At 71.7% G+C, this 17078-nt stretch carries 14 protein-coding genes; 6 read left to right on the top strand and 8 right to left on the bottom strand.

From position 1 onward, the window contains the following. The first annotated feature begins 28 nt into the window (after nucleotides 1-28). The gene (locus AC507J_RS02415; RefSeq protein WP_496287390.1) at nucleotides 29-1027 is read left to right on the top strand and encodes a TerC family protein; all 999 of its coding nucleotides are present in this window, start codon (nucleotides 29-31) and stop codon (nucleotides 1025-1027) included. A 45-nt stretch (nucleotides 1028-1072) separates the two neighbouring features. Here AC507J_RS02415 and AC507J_RS02410 read toward each other — a convergent pair whose 3' ends face one another. Beyond that, nucleotides 1073-1918, bottom strand: coding sequence for a serine hydrolase (locus AC507J_RS02410; protein ID WP_496287389.1), 846 nt, complete (start codon nucleotides 1916-1918; stop codon nucleotides 1073-1075). Between the two features lie 83 nt (nucleotides 1919-2001). Then, nucleotides 2002-3870, bottom strand: a complete 1869-nt coding sequence (typA, locus tag AC507J_RS02405; RefSeq protein ID WP_496287388.1) for a translational GTPase TypA — start codon at nucleotides 3868-3870, stop codon at nucleotides 2002-2004. Nucleotides 3871-4014: 144 nt separating this feature from the next. Here typA and AC507J_RS02400 point away from each other — a divergent pair, with 144 nt between their 5' ends. Further along, nucleotides 4015-4911, top strand: coding sequence for a transglycosylase SLT domain-containing protein (locus AC507J_RS02400; protein ID WP_496287387.1), 897 nt, complete (start codon nucleotides 4015-4017; stop codon nucleotides 4909-4911). On the opposite strand, the gene AC507J_RS02395 is transcribed toward AC507J_RS02400, so the two are convergent. Next, on the bottom strand, nucleotides 4905-7010 hold the full coding sequence (locus tag AC507J_RS02395; protein WP_496287386.1) for an MMPL family transporter: 2106 nt from the start codon (nucleotides 7008-7010) through the stop codon (nucleotides 4905-4907). The genes AC507J_RS02400 and AC507J_RS02395 overlap by 7 nt on opposite strands. A gap of 176 nt (nucleotides 7011-7186) precedes the next feature. Here AC507J_RS02395 and AC507J_RS02390 point away from each other — a divergent pair, with 176 nt between their 5' ends. Both AC507J_RS02390 and AC507J_RS02385 read left to right on the top strand, forming a co-directional pair. Beyond that, complete coding sequence (locus AC507J_RS02390) at nucleotides 7187-7744, top strand: MarR family winged helix-turn-helix transcriptional regulator (protein ID WP_496287385.1); 558 nt, start codon at nucleotides 7187-7189, stop codon at nucleotides 7742-7744. Further along, complete coding sequence (locus AC507J_RS02385) at nucleotides 7671-9422, top strand: CocE/NonD family hydrolase (RefSeq protein WP_496287384.1); 1752 nt, start codon at nucleotides 7671-7673, stop codon at nucleotides 9420-9422. The genes AC507J_RS02390 and AC507J_RS02385 overlap by 74 nt, the downstream gene beginning before the upstream one ends. Before the next feature lie 128 nt (nucleotides 9423-9550). Here AC507J_RS02385 and AC507J_RS02380 read toward each other — a convergent pair whose 3' ends face one another. Further along, a complete protein-coding gene (locus AC507J_RS02380) occupies nucleotides 9551-9754 on the bottom strand; it encodes a cold-shock protein (protein WP_496287383.1) in 204 nt (67 codons plus the stop codon). Between the two features lie 244 nt (nucleotides 9755-9998). Between AC507J_RS02380 and AC507J_RS02375 the strand changes: the two genes are divergently transcribed. Next, entirely contained in the window at nucleotides 9999-10607 is a 609-nt protein-coding gene (locus AC507J_RS02375) for a DedA family protein (protein WP_496287382.1), read from the top strand. A 49-nt stretch (nucleotides 10608-10656) separates the two neighbouring features. Here the strand turns inward: AC507J_RS02375 and AC507J_RS02370 are convergent, their stop codons facing one another. The 3 genes from AC507J_RS02370 to AC507J_RS02360 all read right to left on the bottom strand — a co-directional run bounded on the left by AC507J_RS02370 (nucleotide 10657) and on the right by AC507J_RS02360 (nucleotide 14620). Then, complete coding sequence (locus tag AC507J_RS02370; protein ID WP_496287381.1) at nucleotides 10657-13083, bottom strand: N,N-dimethylformamidase beta subunit family domain-containing protein; 2427 nt, start codon at nucleotides 13081-13083, stop codon at nucleotides 10657-10659. A gap of 161 nt (nucleotides 13084-13244) precedes the next feature. Further along, nucleotides 13245-13898 carry an MBL fold metallo-hydrolase gene (locus AC507J_RS02365; protein WP_496287380.1) on the bottom strand — a complete coding sequence of 218 codons (654 nt, stop codon included), beginning with the start codon at nucleotides 13896-13898 and terminating at the stop codon, nucleotides 13245-13247. 5 nt (nucleotides 13899-13903) lie between these two features. After that, a complete protein-coding gene (locus AC507J_RS02360; RefSeq protein ID WP_496287379.1) occupies nucleotides 13904-14620 on the bottom strand; it encodes a maleylpyruvate isomerase family mycothiol-dependent enzyme in 717 nt (238 codons plus the stop codon). A 168-nt stretch (nucleotides 14621-14788) separates the two neighbouring features. On the opposite strand from AC507J_RS02360, the gene rsgA reads away from it, so the two are divergent. Further along, nucleotides 14789-15796: a ribosome small subunit-dependent GTPase A gene (gene rsgA / locus AC507J_RS02355; protein WP_496287378.1), complete on the top strand. Its 1008-nt coding sequence runs from the start codon at nucleotides 14789-14791 to the stop codon at nucleotides 15794-15796. A gap of 160 nt (nucleotides 15797-15956) precedes the next feature. On the opposite strand, the gene AC507J_RS02350 is transcribed toward rsgA, so the two are convergent. Continuing rightward, the gene (locus tag AC507J_RS02350; protein ID WP_496287377.1) at nucleotides 15957-16985 is read right to left on the bottom strand and encodes a serine hydrolase; all 1029 of its coding nucleotides are present in this window, start codon (nucleotides 16983-16985) and stop codon (nucleotides 15957-15959) included. Nucleotides 16986-17078: the final 93 nt, after the last annotated feature.

Here is a 17078-nt window from a genome sequence, read left to right as displayed (position 1 = left end):
GCCGGGAGCATGTCGGAGGAATGAGACTGTGAACGTGTCCGGACTGGTGTGGGCGGCCACCCTCGTCGCGCTGAGTGCGGTGCTCCTGGTCGACCTGCTGATCATCGGGCGCCGGCCGCACGAGCCGAGTGTGCGGGAGTCGAGTCTCTGGGTCGCCTTCTACGTGGGGCTGGCGCTGCTCTTCGGTGCCGGGCTCTGGCTCACCGCGGGCGGAAGTGTCGCCGGGCAGTTCTACACCGGCTGGCTGACCGAGTACAGCCTCTCGGTCGACAACCTCTTCGTCTTCATGATCATTATGGCCCGCTTCGCGGTGCCCCGGGCGTACCAGCAGAAGGTGCTGCTCATCGGCATCGTGCTCGCGCTGGTCATGCGGGGCGGCTTCATCGCCGCCGGTGCGGCGCTGATCAACCAGTTCACCTGGGTCTTCTACATCTTCGGCGCCTTCCTGATCTACACCGCGATCAACCTGGCCCGGCAGGGCGAGTCGGCCGAGGATGAGTTCCAGGAGAACGTGCTCATCCGGTGGAGCCGACGGGCACTGCCGATCTCCCGCGGCTACGACGGTGCCCGGTTGACCGTGCGGCAGAACGGCCGACGGGTGTTCACGCCGATGCTCATCGTCATGATCGCCATCGGGACCACCGACCTGATCTTCGCCCTCGACTCGATCCCGGCGATCTTCGGCATCACCCATGAGCCGTACCTCGTCTTCACCGCCAACGTCTTCGCCCTGATGGGGCTGCGACAGCTGTACTTCCTGCTCGGCGGCCTGCTGGACCGGCTGATCTTCCTGAGCTACGGCCTGGCGGTGGTGCTCGGCTTCATCGGGGTCAAGCTGATCCTCGAGGCGCTGGCGGAGAACAATCTGCCCTTCCTCAACGGTGGCGAGCCGATTGGCTGGGCGCCGCACCTTCCGATCTGGTTGTCCCTGCTGGTCATCGTGGTCACCCTGGGCGTCGCCACCGTCGCCAGCCTGGTCAAGTCGTCCCGGGACCGGCGGCGCGAACTCGCCGGGGCGCGTCGCTGAGCCAGCCGAGGGCCCGGAGATGTTCGAGGCGTACCGGTTCGCGGGTCAGCGGCCCGGCAGAGCGGGCGTGAGGTCATGGCGGGCGCGCCAGACCCGGGCGGAGATGCCGGCCAGCAGCCGGCGGGCCGCCCGGTCGGCCCGGTCGCTGCGCTGGTCCTCGCCGAGTGGCCGGCTGGTGCAGACGACGAGCAGGTAGGCGGGGGCGTCGTCGGGAAAGATCACGGCGGCGCCGTGCCGTACCCCACGCACCCAGCCGTTCTTGTGGGCCAGCCGGATGCCGTCGGGTAGCCCCTCGGCGAGATCCTGGCGGATCTGCTGGGCGCAGAGCACGTCGAGCATCGCGGTGCAGCCCACGGGGGAGGCGAGCGGTCCGGGGACGGTGCTGCCGCTGGCGATGGCGTCGAGCAGGGCGGCCAGGTCGGCGGCGGTGATCAGGTTGGTGATGCCCGCCTCGCGGGCGGCGAAGTCCTCGATGCCGCGGCCGGTGACGCTGTGCCTAGCACCGACCCGGGCCCAGACGTCGGCCACGGCGGCCAGCCCGACGTGTTCGATGACCAGGTTGGCGGCGAGGTTGCTGGACATCACGATCATTCGCTCGGCGAGCCAACGCAGCGGAACCCGGTCGCCGAGCCGGTCCCAGACCGCGCCGTCGTTGTCCTGCTGGCGGGCGCAGGAGTACGCGGGCGCGTCCGGCCGGGCCGAGGTGAACCTGTTGCGCACCTCGACCGGGGTGTCCAGGTCGAGACGGCCGGCCTCGGCGGCGCGGTACAGCGCCGCGAGCACGGCAACCTTCATCGTGCTGGCCGCGTAGTGGGTGGCCTCGGCGTGCCGGATCCAGGTGGGCGGGGCGGCGAGCCGACCCGCGTACACCGAGATCGTGCCCGACACCATGCCTTGAGTATGGAAGGAAGGGCCCCTACCAGCGCCTGACGCGTACCGAAAGAGGGCCCTTCCAACCGGAGATAAGAGCAGGCTCAGCCGGCGTGCTTGCGGCGGGCGGCGGCGCGGGCCCGCTGGGTCTGGTCGAGGGTCACCTTGCGGATGCGTACGGCGGCCGGGGTGACCTCGACGCACTCGTCCTCGCGGCAGAACTCCAGGGCCTGCTCCAGGGAGAGCTTGCGCGGCGGAATCAGCTTCTCGGTCTCCTCGGCGGTGGAGGAGCGCATGTTTGTGAGCTTCTTCTCCTTGGTGATGTTGACGTCCATGTCGTCGGAGCGGGAGTTCTCCCCGACGATCATGCCCTCGTACACCTCGGTGCCGGGCTCGACGAAGAGCGTGCCGCGCTCCTGGAGGTTCATCATGGCGAACGCGGTCGCGGCGCCGGACCGGTCGGCGACCAGCGAGCCGTTGTTGCGGGTACGCAGCTCGCCGAACCACGGCTCGTACGACTCGAAGACGTGGTGCAGGATGCCGGTGCCCCGGGTCTCGGTGAGGAACTCGGTGCGGAAACCGATCAGGCCGCGCGCCGGCACCAGCCACTCCATCCGGATCCAGCCGGTGCCGTGGTTGACCAGCTGCTCCATCCGACCCTTGCGGGTGGCCAGCAGCTGGGTGATCGCGCCGAGGTACTCGTCCGGCGCGTCGATCGTGAGCCGCTCCACCGGCTCGCAGGTCTTGCCGTCGATCTCGCGGGTCACCACCTGCGGCTTGCCGACGGTGAGTTCGTACTGTTCCCGGCGCATCTGCTCGACCAGGATGGCCAGCGCCAGCTCGCCGCGGCCCTGCACCTCCCAGGCGTCCGGTCGCTCGGTGGGCAGCACCCGCAGCGAGACGTTGCCGATCAGTTCCTTGTCCAGCCGGTCCTTGACCATCCGGGCGGTGACCTTGGCGCCCTTGACCCGGCCGACCAGCGGCGAGTTGTTGGTGCCGATGGTCATCGAGATGGCCGGCTCGTCGACGGTGATCAGTGGCAGCGGCTCGGGGTGCTCCGCGTCGGCGAGCGTCTCACCGATCATGATCTCGGGGATGCCGGCGACGGCGATGATGTCGCCCGGCCCGGCCGAGTCGGCTGGCTTGCGCTCCAGCCCCTCGGTCATCAGCAACTCGGAGATGCGGACCCGCTGGGTGCTGCCGTCGGTGCGGCACCAGGCCACGGTCTGGCCCTTGGCAATGGTGCCCTGCCGGACCCGGCACAGCGCGAGCCGGCCGAGGAAGGGGGAGGCGTCGAGGTTTGTGACGTGGGCCTGGAGCGGGGCCTGCTCGTCGTACGCGGGCGGCGGGATGGTGTCCAGCAGGGTGCGGAACAGCGGTTCGAGGCTCTGGCTGTCGTCGGGCACCGACCCGTCGGCGGGCTGGGTCAGCGAGGCGATGCCGTCGCGGGCGCAGGCGTAGACGATCGGGAAGTCGATCTGCTCCTCGTCGGCGTCCAGGTCGAGGAAGAGTTCGTACGTGTCGTCGACGACCTCCTTGATCCGGGCGTCGGGGCGGTCCACCTTGTTGATCACCAGGATGATCGGCAGTCGGGCCTTGAGGGCCTTGCGGAGCACGAACCGGGTCTGCGGCAGCGGGCCCTCGCTGGCGTCGACCAGCAGCACCACCCCGTCGACCATGGTGAGCCCGCGCTCCACCTCGCCACCGAAGTCGGCGTGGCCGGGAGTGTCGATGATGTTGATGGTGACCGGGTCGGAGCCGTCCGCCGGCAGGTAACGCACGCCGGTGTTCTTGGCCAGGATGGTGATGCCCTTTTCCCGTTCGAGGTCCATCGAGTCCATCACCCGCTCGGTCACCTCGCCCCGGGCGCCGTAGGCGCCGGCCTGCCGCAACATGGCGTCGACCAGGGTGGTCTTGCCGTGGTCGACGTGAGCGATGATGGCGACGTTGCGAAGGTCGGTGCGCAGCTGCATGACTCCATCCTCCCGCCTGGGTGGTTGCCGCGCGGCGTCGGGGGTCACCCTGGGTGCCGGGCGGGGCCGGATCGCGTGGGGCAACGGGCGACGGGTGCCGGCTGTTAGGGTGCGGCGGGTTCGTCACTGCCGAAGGGGGTCGACATGGGGCGAAACATCACCCGGCTGGGCGTCGCGTTCGTCGCCGGGGTGCTGCTGTTGACCGGCGGCGCCTGCGCCCGCACGGACGCCCCGGCGGGGGAGTTGCCGGCCCCGGTCGCGCTGCCGGAGGAGCTGCCCGCGGAGGTGACGCCGAGCGGGTCGCCGCTGCCGGATGACGTCACGGCCACCCCGGCGGCGGTGGAGTCGATGGGTGCCGCGCCCAGGGCGAGCGCCAGTGTCTCGCCGTCGGCGAAGCCGACCCCGAAGCCCAAGCCCAAGCGCAGCGCGCCCGCGCCGCGCAAGGTGCCGAAGCCGCCGACGGAGACGAACACGCCACCGCAGCCGCCGAAGCCGCCGGCGGACGACTGCAAGCCCAGCTACAAGGGCGAGCAGGCCAGCCGGTCGCAGGTCAAGGCCGCGCTGACCAAGGCCGCCGGGCGGACGTACTGGCCGACCTCGGCACCGGACATCAGCATCCGGCTGGACCTGATCAAGGCGACCGCCTGGCAGGAGAGCGGCTGGCAGTCCAACATCGTCGCCTGCGACGAGGGCATCGGCCTGATGCAGGTGATGCCGGACACCGCGACCTGGATGAACCAGCGGTTCGGGCAGAGCTACGACGTGTGGGACTACCAGGACAACGCCTACCTCGGTGCCACCTACCTGGCGTGGCTCACCAAGTACATAGGTGACATGTACTTCGACGCCGACTACCGGCTCGACCCGGAGCTCTGCACCCCGGGGCAGCTGGACTCCTGCCTGCTCAACGCGGTCATCGCCGCGTACAACTTCGGGCACGGGGCGGTGGCCACGCCGGGGAAGCCGATCACGATCCCCAACCCGAACTACGTACGCAACGTGCGCGCGCTGATGACCGAGTGCGTCTGCCTGGGCTACTGACCAGTCGGCTGCTCCACCTGACTGGCCGGCTTGATCCGGCCCGGCCACCAGAACCGCTCGCCGAGCAGGAACGTCAGGGCGGGCACGACGACGGTACGCACGAGCAGGGTGTCCAGCAGGACGCCGAGGCAGACGATGATCCCGATCTGGGTCAGCGTGATCAGCGGAAGCACACCGAGCAGGGCGAAGACCGCGGCGAGCAGGATGCCGGCGCTTGTGATGACCCCGCCGGTGACCCGCAGTGCGGAGAGCATGCCGTCGCGGGTGCCGACCCTGCGGGCGTCCTCGCGGGCCCGAGTGACCAGGAAGATGTTGTAGTCGACGCCGAGCGCGACGAGGAAGACGAAGGCGAGCAGCGGCACGCTGCTGTCCAGCGCCGGGAACCCGAGCACGTGGTCGAAGAGCAGCCAGGCGCCGCCGAGGCTGGCGAAGTACGACGCCACGACGGTGCCGACGAGCAGCACCGGGGCGACCAGGCCGCGCAGCAGCAGGACCAGGACGGCGCCGACGAGCAGCAGGATGAGCGGCAGGATGAGGCGCAGGTCTCGGGCGTCGGCCTCGGCCGAGTCGTAGGCGCCGGCGACGGTGCCGCCGACGACGGCGCCGCTGAGGTCGTTGACGCCCGCCGAGGCGGGTGGGGCGGAGTCGGGGACGGCGGCGACGGCCGCCCGCAGCTCGGTGAGCGCCCGGTCGGAGGCGGCCGTGCCCGGCTCGGCGTCGAGGACGACGTCCACCTGTGCGATGGTCGGCCCGGCCGCGCCGGGGCGGGCGGAGGCGACCCCGGGCACGGCGGTGACGGCCTCGGTGACCTCGGGTACGGCCTCGGGGTTGGTCAGCACCGCGACCGACTGGGTGCTACCGGCGGGGAAGGCGCGGGCGAGGGTCTGCGCACCGGCCACCGCCTCCGGCTGGACCCGGAACTGCTCGGTCTCCGACAGCCCGGTGCGGCTGCCCAGTCCGCCGAGGGCGAGGCCGCCCAGCAGCAGGGTGGCCAGCACCGCGACGGGTACCGGGCGGCGGACCACGGCGGCGCCGAGCCGGCCCCAGATCCGGCCTTCCCGGCCGGTGCTGCCGACGTGCGGCACGAACGGCCAGAACAGGCCGCGCCCGAGCAGCACCAGCGCGGCGGGGAGCACCAGCAGGGCCGAGGCCATCGCCAGCAGGATGCCGGTGGCGCAGGCGACGGCGAGGGCCCGGTTGAGTTCCCGCTCGCTGAGCAGCAGGGTGAGCACCCCGAGCATGACGGTGCCGCCGCTGGCCAGGATCGGTTCTGCGGTACGCCGCAGGGCGGCGCGCATCGCGGTGAAGCGGTTCTCCTCGCGGCGTAGCTCCTCCCGGTAGCGGGCGATCAGTAGCAGCGCGTAGTTGGTGGCGGCACCGAAGACCAGCACGCTTGCGATGCCGGTGACGGCGCCGCCGGGGAAGTTGATGCCGAACGCCGGGATTACCGTGTCGAGGGCGCGCAGGGTGAGCTGTTCGGTGGCGGCCACGATGGCCAGGGGGACCATCCACAGCAGCGGGCTGCGGTAGGTGACGAGCAGCAGCACCGCCACCACGGCGGCGGTGAAGGCGAGCAGGGTGACGTCGGCACCCTCGAAGACCTTGGTCAGGTCGGCGGTGAAGGCGGGCGCCCCGGTCACCTCGACGGTGAACTCGGCAGGCAGGTCGGTCAGTGCCGTGCGCAACTCGGCCACCTGGTCGGTGACCTCCTGCTGCCCGCCGCCGGTCGCCAGCGGCACGGCGACCAGGGCCACCGTGCCGTCGGGGGAGAACTGCGGTGGGGCGACCTGACCGCCGGCGGCGAGCGGGGCCAGGGTGCGGGTGCCGCCGGTGACGGCCTCCCGGTCGGCGTCGGTGAGGGGTGCGCCGTCGTCGCGGCTGACCACCACGATGGCGGGCTGGACGTCGCTGCCGGGCAGTTGCTCCTGGAGTCGCTCGACCTGTGTCGACTGCCACTGCTCGGAGAGGCCGGTGGCGGAGACAGGCGCCGGATTGTCGGGTACGGGCAGCAGGAAGACGGCCACACCGAACGCGATCGCCGCGACGAGGGTGAGCAACGCGGCCAGGCGGCTGCCGACGACGCGGGTGAGCGCGGACATCCAGGCACCATCCGATCTTGTGCGAGAGATATCTAGACCTTCGAGAGTTTCGCTTATCAAGAGAGATCTCGCAACAGCTCTCCGGCAGTGAGAATCTCGACGGTCGAGAGATTCGGTCGGCTCGGCTATGCTGCCCTCGGGCGCGGAAGGAACGGCGGGACGTGGCAGCTCACGGCATGTATCGGCGACGTGACACGCGGCGGGAGTGGTTGATCGCAGAGATCGCCGCTGAGCTGCGGCGGTACGGTGTGGACGCCCAGCACGTCGGGCACGCCTTCGCCGGGCGGCACGGCCTCAACGCCACCGACCTCCAAGCGTTGATCGTCGTGATGGACGCCGAACTCGTCGGCGCGCCGATCACCCCGGGTCGGCTCGGCGAACAGCTCAATCTCTCCTCCGGTTCGGTCACCGCGCTCATCGACCGCCTGGAGCGGGGCGGGCACATCCGCCGTGACCGGGACACCAGCGACCGGCGCAAGGTGTTGCTGCACTACGCCGACCGGGGTGCCGCCCTGGCCATGGACTTCTTCCGGCCACTGGGGGAGCGCACCGATCAGGTGATGGCCGGCTTCCGGGACGACGAACTCGAGGTGGTGCACCGGTTCATGACGGCGATGGGCACCTCGCTGCGGGAGCACCGCGACGGGCTGCGGGAGCACCATGACAGGTCGCGGGACACCCGGGACCGGCCGCGGACCGCCGGCGACGAGCCGGCCCGGCGCCCGACCGGCTGAGCGCGCCGTGCTGGATCGACTCGCGTCCCACCTCGCCGCCGCCGCGCTGCGGCTACCGCCGGCCCGCACCCGCGGCATCACCCTCCGCCGGGACCTGCCGGTCCGGGCCCGCGACGGAGTGATCCTGCGCACCGACCACTACGCCCCCGACCTGGCGGGCGCGCCCACCGTGCTGATCCGCACTCCGTACGGCCGGGGCGGGCCGATGCGGCTGCTCGGCCGGCTCGCCGCCGAACAGGGATTCCACGTCGTCATCCAGTCCTGCCGGGGGACCGGCGGCTCAGGCGGTTCGTTCGACCCGTTCGTGCACGAGCGCGACGACGGGCTGGACACCCTCGACTGGCTGCGCCGGCAGCGCTGGTGGGGCGGCGCGTTCGGCATGTTCGGCGCCAGTTACCAGGGCTTCGTGCAGTGGGCCCTGGCGGCCGAGGCGGGCGAGGAACTGCGGGCGATGGTGGCGGTGATCACCGCCTCGGCGATGCGCGACTCCACCTACGACGGCGAGTCGTTCGCCCTGGACACCGTGCTGACCTGGACGGAACTGCTCCAGGCACAGACCGTGCCCTGGCTGGCCCGGCAGTGGGAACTCAAGCGGGGGCAGCCCCGGCTGGCCGCCGCGCTGTCCCACCTGCCGCTGATCGAGGCGGACCGGGTGGCCACCGGGGTCACCGTGCCGTTCTTCCAGGAGTGGCTGGAGCAGCACACCCCGCAGTCCGACTACTGGCGACGCCGGGTCTTCGACGACCGGCTGCACCTGGTGCGGGCGCAGGTGGCGATGGTCAGTGGCTGGCACGACCTCTTCCTGCCGGCACAGTTGCGCGACTACGCCGCGCTGCGCGCCAGCGGCGCCCGGCCCCGGCTGACCATCGGTCCGTGGACCCACGGCAGCCCGGGACTGTTGGTGGCCGCCCTGCGGGAGGGGCTGCGCTGGCTCGACACCCATCTGCGCCCGGACGGCACCGGCGCGGGCGTGGGCGATGCACCGGTACAGGTGCACGTCGGCGGTGCCGGCGGGGGCTGGCGCGACCTGCCGGAGTGGCCGCCGCCGGCCCGGGACGTCCGCTGGCACCTGCACCCCGGTGGGGCGCTGCGCACCTCGACGGCCGTGCCGTCGTCGCCGGACGGGTTCTGGTACGACCCGGCCGACCCGACTCCCTCGCTGGGCGGGCCGCTGCTGGTGGCCCAGCGGGCCGGACCGGTCGACAACCGTCCGGTGGAGGCCCGTCCGGACGTGCTGACCTGGACCAGTGACCCGCTCGACCGTGCGGTCGAGGTGGTCGGGCCGGTCCGCGCCGAGATCCACCTACGCAGTGAGTTGCCGTACCTCGACGTTTTCGTGCGGCTCTGCGACGTGGACCGTCGAGGCCGTTCCTGGAACGTCTGCGACGGACTGATCCGGCTCGACCCGCTGCGCTTTTCCGCCGACGCGTCGGGCGCCGTGGTGGCACCGGTGCAGCTCTGGCCTACCGCGCACCGGTTCGCGCCCGGTCACCGGTTACGACTACAGGTCTCCGGCGGCGCTCACCCCAGGTACGCCCGTAACCCCGGCACGGGCGAGCCGCTCGGTGCGGCGGTCACCTTGCGGGGCGGGTATCGCGAGATCCTGCACGATCCGGAGCATCCGTCCGCGCTGGTCCTGCCGGTGGTGCGCCCGGCCGACCGGCCGGGCGCACACTGAGCACGGCCGGCCGCCCTATCCGGGGCGGCCGGCTGCGGCGTTGTCGGGCCGGCGCCGATGGTGCGGGCGGCGGCACTGGTGCGGGCCTGCGGCGGACGGTCGATGACCGGCCGCCGCCGTGGCACCGGTCACAGCGGGCGGACGTTGTCCGCCTGCGGTCCCTTCTGCCCCTGGGTCACCTCGAACTCGACCTTCTGGCCCTCGGCCAGCTCCCGGTAGCCGCTCGACGCGATGGCCGAGTAATGGACGAAGACGTCAGGACCTCCGCCGTCCTGCTCGATGAAACCGAAGCCCTTTTCCGAGTTGAACCACTTCACGGTGCCGGTTGCCATACGTTCTCTCTCCTTGTTCCGCGGGCGCTCGCCGGATCTCTGCCGGTGATCGCCCAATACCTTCCCGACAGTAACCGGTGGAAAGGGAATTTGCTGGCCGAAGCGCCTCAGGGGAGGACGGCGTGGTGACGTGGCCGGTGGACCAGCCCGCGCCAGCGGACCGGACCGGACCAGCGCGACCCCGAGAAACCTCAGGTGGAATCCCGGTGTCGGGCCTGCGGGGACAGGCCCTAGCGTACGAGGTATGGCAGAACAACTGGCCCAGATCGGAGAGCTACCGGTGGCGCTGTTGATGGCGGTGCTCGGGGTGGTCATGCTCTTCGACGCGGTGCCGCTGTTCGGTGTTCTCGTCCCGGGTGACGTGGCGGTGCTCGCGGCGGTGGCGGTCGGCACCCCCGGCACCGGGCTGGCGGCCTTCGTCTCCGTGGTCACCGGTTGCCTCGCCGGTTGGTCCCTGAGCTTCCTCGTCGGCCGCAGGTGGGGCGACCGGCTCCGGCACAGCCGGTTCGGCGGCTGGGTCGGCGAGGCCCGGTGGGTGGCCGCGGAAGGCATCCTGCGTCGAGATGGAGGGCGACTGGTGCTGGTCGCCCCCTTCCTGCCGGTGTTCAACGCACTGCTGCCCCTGGCGGCGGGTGGTCTGCACATGTCGTACCGGCGCTTCCTCGGCTTCGCCGCGCTCGGTGCGGGCGCGTGGGCCGGCCTCTACCTGCTGGTGGGTACCGCGTCGCGGTCGCTGGCCGGGCTGTTGCCGGGCGGGGCGAGCCCGCTGCTGGTCACCATGGTCGGTGGCCTGCTGCTGGCCGCCCTGGTGCTGCTCGCCGCCCGGCGTCGGCTGCGTGACGTCACCGGCTGAGGACCCGACCCGCCGGTCCCCAGCCGGCTCCAGCCGGTACGGATCACGGTCAGGCCCACCAGTCGACCTGGGTGGGCGCGGTCAGCCCGGACATCAGCGTCGCGGCGGTCACGTTCATGTCGGCGAGGATGTTGATGGTCGCCTGCCGGATGACGTCCGAGGTGTTGTCGCCGCCGACCTGGTAGGTGTTCGCCGAGTCGAGCCCCAACGCCCAGTTGATCGTTCCCGTGCCGAACGTCAGGCTGCCGTTCCCACCGGGATGCACCACCAGCCGGTGCGTCGCGGTGCCGGCCAGGTCGTACTCGTCGCCCGGCCCGGTCAACAGCAGTCCGGACGGGATCGAGTACGTCACGTGCGAGCAGTAGACGGCGTCCGGGTGTGGTGACGCCAGGTGGACCGCTCCGGGGGAACTCGTCCCGGCCGGGCCGTACGTGTCCCACTCGAAGCCGAGGATCTGCGCCGGGGACGTCCACGTCTGGCCGGCGGTGAGCGACGCCACGTCGGTGTGCCGCCACAGCGGGGTGGTCGAGTAGCCGCCGTTGCGCGGCACGACCAGCGGCCTGAGGTCGGGGCCGTTGACCACGAAGATGGTGCCGGTCAGGGCGTTCTCCGGGGCGGCGCCCCCCTTGCCGGCACCGTCCGGGTCACGCCAGGTGCCGGTCCACTGTGGCCGGCTCACCGATTCGCGCGACGCGATCGTGGACTTGTAGCACTCCCAGGTACGCGGCCGGCCCGAGCTGTCCGGGGCGTGGCCGACGGCGCGCCAGAACACCTCGTTGCCGGCGCAGAAGAACAAACTGGTGCCGCCGGCCTTGGCCGCCTCCCAACCGGCCCGCATGGTGTCGGACCAGTATTCGTTGTGGCCCATCGCCAGCGCCGCCGAGACGGTGCCGAGCAGCGCCCCGGTCGGGTCGCCGGCCGCGTCGAGGCAGGCGTAGTACTTGGCGTCGATGCCGTTGCGTTCCAGGAACCGCAGCATCGGGTACTCGCCGGTGAAGAAGTTCGACCAGTGCACCGCCCCGTAGTCGCGGCCCGGGTCGGTGGCGCCCCGGTTGACGATCGGCCGGTTGTACGACACATACCGGGCGCAGTCGGGGTGGTACTGGTTGACGGCGGTGCCGTAGTACAGGCTGTTGCCCGCGTACTGGTTGGCGCCGAGGCCACCGAACGCGTTGTAGGCGACCCAGGTGGAGTCCGCCGGCAGCACCATCAGGTCCGCCGTCCGGGCGTCGTCGCGCAGCACGAACATCACGTGACTCGCGCCGCCGCCGGTGCGGTCGAGCCGGAGCAGATAGACACCGGAGGGCGCCCAGGCGGGCGGGGTCCAGGTCAGTGTGGTCGACCAGGTGCCGCAGTCCAGCGAGGGCCGGCTCGTCACCGGGTCACAGTCGCCCGGCGACGGCTGGGCCTGGCTGGCCGCCAGCTGCCCGGCGCTCGGGGTAAGGGTGGCGTAGCGGCGCGCCCCGTCGCCGCCGTACCAGCCGAGCCGGTAGACCTGTGCCGACCAGCCGGCCGCGTCGCTCTGCCCGATCTTGAAACGTACCGTCTCGGTGCGGTTGAAGCTGAACCCGTCGGCGAACCCCTGCAGGGTGCTCACCCCGCCGAGGACGCCGAACGGGAGATCCCAGGTCGAGCGGCTCGTACCCGGCAGGGCGTTCTCCGCAGCGACCGGATTCGCTCCCCGCGACACCCTGAGGTCCAGCTGGCCGGTTTTGCCGCTGCTCGTGGTCACCGACGCGCGCACCACGGCCACCCCGGATCCCGACGGGGCGGTGTAGGTCGGCGTCGCCGTGCTGGCGCCGGTGAGCGAGCCGCCACCGGACTGCACCGACCACGAGTAGGAGGTGATCGTCTCGCCGGCGGCGAGATTGGTGGCGGCCACGTCCAGGCCCACAGTCGAGCCGGACCGGACAGGCCGGTCCGCGCCGACCAACGCGATGGTGCCGTCGGGCGTGCTGGGGACGCTGGCGACCGTGAGGGTCAGGTCCACGAAGTAGCTGGTCGCGTTGTAGGTCAGGCCGGGATAGCTGTCGGTCAGTGAGTAGCGGCCGTTGCCGATGCCGGCCGGGTCGGCGCTCGTCGCCGGGGCGAACAGGTTCCCGTTGGTCCGGGCGGTGGTGAAGAAGAAGTGCGTGTACGGGTAGGCGACCTCGACCGTGGCGGAGAGGTACACGGCGGCGACCAGCCACCGGCCGGCCGAGACCGGCAGCGGATCGACCGTGACGCTGTTCCAGGTGCCCCAGGTGGGTGTGGCGAAGGTCGCCCGGCGCAGCACCTGCTGCGTGGCGTTGTCGTAGAGCACCCACTGGACCGTCAGCTGGCCGGCGGGTGCGGGCTGCGGAAACAACCAGCGGCCGCCGGTGATCTCGCCGTCGGCGGTGACCTGGACCAGGGTGCCGAGCGTCAACTGATTGCGGGACTCTGTCCAGTGTGGATTGGCGGCGGTCAGAGTGTCGAAGAGGGACTGGGACGGCACGGGCCACCTCCCGGAGAGGGTTAGAGGTGACACCCGAGCTTACCGTTGAAGCCCTTTGCTGAGCTGCGGTTTCGCCCACCATGCGGAACCCGTCGGGTACCGGACAGCGGCCGGCCCGACCCCGCATGACCGGGTCGGGCCGGAGCTGGGAAACGTCGCGGCTACCAGCCGCGCGCCCGCCACTCGGGCAGCTGCGGGCGCTCCGCGCCGAGCGTCGAGTCTCGACCGTGCCCCGGGTAGAACCAGGTCTCGTCCGGTAGCCGGTCGAAGAGCTTCTGCTCGACGTCGTCGATCAGCGCGGCGAACCGCTCCGGATCCTGGTCGGTGTTGCCCACTCCACCCGGGAAAAGGCTGTCGCCGGTGAAAAGATGCGGGGTGCCCTCCGGGTCGCGGTAGAGCAGCGCCACCGAGCCCGGCGTGTGTCCCTTGAGGTGGATGACCTCCAGGGCGCTGTCGCCGACCGACACGGTGTCGCCCTCGACAAGCGTCTGCGTCTCGATCGGCAGGCCGGCCGCGTCGTCGGCATGCACAAGCGCGCGGGCCCCGGTCTTAGCCACCACCTCGGCCAGCGCCACCCAGTGATCCATGTGCTGATGCGTGGTGACCACCGTGCGCAGCCCGTCCTCGCCGATCAGTTCCAGCAGCCGGGGCGCCTCGTTCGCCGCGTCGATGAGCAACTGCTCACCGGTGGACTGGCAACGCAGCAGGTACGCGTTGTTGTCCATCGGGCCGACCGAGAGCTTGGTGATGGTCAGCCGGTCCAGTTCGCGTACCGCCGGGGGACCGCCGGAAGTGACGTCTCCGCTGTAGGGCATAGGTCCTAGATCCATTCGGGTGGGCGGGGCAGCTGGCCGTCGGGGGTGACGGTCAGGTTGGTGCCGGTGCTGCGGCCGGTCAGCCAGCCGGCCAGTTCGGCCGCCGTGCCGGCGACGACGGGGGCCTGCTCCCGGTCGCCGATCACCAGTTCATGGCGGCTGCCGTCGAAGCGCAGCACCATCGCCGGGGCGTCGTCGCGGCCGGCGAAGGCGGTGGCCACCTCGTGCAGCAGTCGGTGACCGAACTCGGCCGACCAGTCCGCCGGCCGGTATCCGGCGGCCAGGTCGACGTGGTGGACCTCCAGTTCCCGCAACCGTCCCCAGACCAGCAGAGCGGCCGGCCAGGGCCCGCGCCGGGTCTCGACCGTGGCCGACCAGGCCTGCGGGGGCATCGCGGCGACCGCCTCGGTGAACCGGTCCGCGCTGCGCCGCAGGTCGTCGAGCTGCTCCTCGGGCGGGCGGGGCGCCCCGGCGGCGATGTCGGCGTCCCGGGACTCGGCACTGGCGTACATCGGCATCGGCTCACCGGTGCGGGCCGAGGTGAGCAGGTTGACGAAGGCGTCGGCGTTGCGGGCCAGGTGGGCGAGGACGTGACCGCGGGACCAGCCCGGCAGCAGCGACGGCGCCGCCAGGCCGGTGGCGTCGAAACGAGCCGCCGTACGCAGCAGGCGAGCGGTGGCATCGTCCACGTCACCGGTCAACAGGAGGGGGTCCATGGTCACGTTTCGACCCTATCCTCCCGGTCGGGTCGCGTCGCCGGGGAATTCGCTTCCGGTGGAGCGCCGGCGCGGCCTACCGTCGGGTTGTTCGCGGCACCGGAGCGGGGGAGGTGGTGGTCATGCCGGTCACCGCACGCACGTCCTGCCCGCACCGATCCTGAACGAGGAGCAATGGCCATCAACCTGACCGCCCTGGGTTGGGACACCGACCGGGCGGCGTACCTGCGTCGTACCCGTACCGACCACCGTCCGGGCCGCGTCGCCCGGGTCGACCGCGGCGTCTGCACCGTGCTCACCGAGCACGGGCCGGTCCGTGCATCCTCGGGTGGGGCGGTGCTGGTCGCCGCGGCCGGGGACGCCACCCGGCTGCCCGGCGTCGGCGACTGGGTGCTGCTCGGCACCTGGCCCGACGCGCGGGTGACGGTGGAGGCGGTGCTGCCCCGGCGTACCGCCCTGATCCGCCGCACCGCCGGCAAGGACACCAGCGGTCAACTGCTGGCCGCCAACCTGGACGCCGCCGCGGTGGTGGAGCCGGTGCACCCCGCGCCGGACGCCGGCCGCATCGAGCGGCTGCTCTCGCTGGTCCATGAGTCAGGCGCCCGGCCGCTTGTCGTGCTAACCAAGACCGACCTGGCGGCAGATCCGGCGGCGGTGGCCCGCCAGCTCAGGGCCGTCGCGCCGGGGGTGCCGGTGCTGCCGGTCAGCGCCGAACACGGCACCGGGCTGGACCCGCTGCGCGCCGAGGTGGTCCCGGGTCGGACCCTCGGCCTGCTCGGACCCTCGGGCGCGGGCAAGTCGAGCCTGGTCAACGCGCTCGCCGGCACGCCGGTGATGCCCACCCAGTCGATCCGCCGGGTGGACGGCAAGGGCCGGCACACCACCACCTGGCGGGCGTTGGTGCCGCTGCCCGGCGGTGGCGCGGTGCTCGACACCCCGGGCGTACGGGCGGTCGGCCTGCTTGACGGCGCGGCCGGCCTGGACCGGGCCTTCGGCGACATCGCCGACCTCGCCGTCGACTGCCGGTACGGCGACTGCGGCCACGAGGCCGAGCCCGGCTGCGCCGTGCGGGCGGCGCTCGAATCCGGCGTCCTCTCCATCCGCCGTTGGGAGAGCTGGCGCCGGCTGCACCGCGAGATAGCCCACGAAACCCGCCGCCGCACCCCCCACCCCCGCCGCTAACCCCACCCCCACCCCCACCCCCACCCCACCACCGCGCCGATCTTGCAGTTTCGGTCGCCGATACGCCCCATATGGCAGCGTTTGTGCCGACGAGAAGTGCATGATCGACGCGGCAGCGGGTGGAGGCGCGGAGGCGCGGAGCGCGTGGGCGTGACGGGGATCAGCCGCCGTTGACCGGGCGGAACTGCTCGACGGTGTGGCGGGCGCGGGCGACGCGGTTCGTGACCGGGGCGATGGCGTCGAACATGGTCCGGCCGAGCACGGCATGGGCCCGTACGGCCGGATGGGTGCCACCGTAGTTGTCCAGGTCACCGAGGGCGTCGGCGAAGAACGCGTAGGTAAGCGTCGGCGCGCCGGCCGCGTCGAACATGATGCCGACCTCGTGCCGGGCGGCGCCCCGCGAGTCGTAGTCCGCGCCGTACTTGGTGGCGACCCGGCTGCGCTCGGCAGAGGACATGTCGCGGCGGATCCCGTCGTGGTAGCCGTTGATCCAGCGCAGGATGCCGAGCAGGAAGTTGCACGACCGGGCGGAGAGCAGGGTCTTGTTCGCCAGCCGCCAGAGCAGGTCGTGGGTCTCCCGTGGGGTGGTCACACCCAGGTAGAACCGGTTCGGGTTGGCCACCGGCTCCACCCGGGTGTGGGTGAAGCCCTTGGCCGCGAGGATCTGGTTGATCTCCAGCGCCGGCACCACCCGGCCGCACATCCGCACCGCCGTGTTGTCGGAGACGAGCAGCATCGCGGTGAGGAAGTTCGCCACCGTGACCTCGTCGCCCCAGACGGTCTGGAGGAAGTAGATGCCGGTACCACCGAGGATGATGTCGGCGGTCAGGTCGAGCCGCTGGTCGAGCCGCAGCTCGCCACGGTCGATCTTGTCCATGACGGCCATCGCGACCGCCAGCTTCTGCACGCTGTAGCCGTAGGTCACCCGGTCGGCGTCGTCATCCACCACGACGGCGAGCGCACCGGCGGCGTCGACCATCGCGACGTGCGAATGCCACGAGCCACCGGCCCGCGCCTTCTGGTCCCGGTACACCCGCCGGATGAGGTCCGCCGACGGCGCAGGGCCGGCTCCGGACGGCGATGCCGTGCTGGCCCCCGATGCCGCCGTGGCGCTGCGCGGTGTCGCCACCAGCGCCGCCGTTGCCGCCCCGATCCCGATCGCGGCTCGACGACTCACCTGCTTGGCCATTCGCCACTCCCCTGTCTCGCGGTCCGACCGGCGGACGCCGGCACCGGACACACGGTGCCATACCATGCGATCTCGCGCAGTCCCGTGTCAGCG

This window comes from Micromonospora sp. PRAS1 (assembly GCF_059553435.1).
This window is presented reverse-complemented; position numbering and strand designations above follow the sequence as displayed.

Excerpts from the sequence above, each read along its gene's own strand:
- AC507J_RS02410 (WP_496287389.1), bottom strand. The coding sequence starts at position 1,918 with ATGGTGTCGGGCACGATCTCGGTGTACGCGGGTCGGCTCGCCGCCCCG.
- rsgA (WP_496287378.1), top strand. The coding sequence starts at position 14,789 with ATGGCCATCAACCTGACCGCCCTGGGTTGGGACACCGACCGGGCGGCG.
- AC507J_RS02400 (WP_496287387.1), top strand. The coding sequence starts at position 4,015 with ATGGGGCGAAACATCACCCGGCTGGGCGTCGCGTTCGTCGCCGGGGTG.
- typA (WP_496287388.1), bottom strand. The coding sequence starts at position 3,870 with ATGCAGCTGCGCACCGACCTTCGCAACGTCGCCATCATCGCTCACGTC.
- AC507J_RS02390 (WP_496287385.1), top strand. The coding sequence starts at position 7,187 with ATGTATCGGCGACGTGACACGCGGCGGGAGTGGTTGATCGCAGAGATC.
- AC507J_RS02395 (WP_496287386.1), bottom strand. The coding sequence starts at position 7,010 with ATGTCCGCGCTCACCCGCGTCGTCGGCAGCCGCCTGGCCGCGTTGCTC.
- AC507J_RS02385 (WP_496287384.1), top strand. The coding sequence starts at position 7,671 with ATGACAGGTCGCGGGACACCCGGGACCGGCCGCGGACCGCCGGCGACG.
- AC507J_RS02380 (WP_496287383.1), bottom strand. The coding sequence starts at position 9,754 with ATGGCAACCGGCACCGTGAAGTGGTTCAACTCGGAAAAGGGCTTCGGT.
- AC507J_RS02375 (WP_496287382.1), top strand. The coding sequence starts at position 9,999 with ATGGCAGAACAACTGGCCCAGATCGGAGAGCTACCGGTGGCGCTGTTG.
- AC507J_RS02350 (WP_496287377.1), bottom strand. The coding sequence starts at position 16,985 with ATGGCCAAGCAGGTGAGTCGTCGAGCCGCGATCGGGATCGGGGCGGCA.
- AC507J_RS02365 (WP_496287380.1), bottom strand. The coding sequence starts at position 13,898 with ATGCCCTACAGCGGAGACGTCACTTCCGGCGGTCCCCCGGCGGTACGC.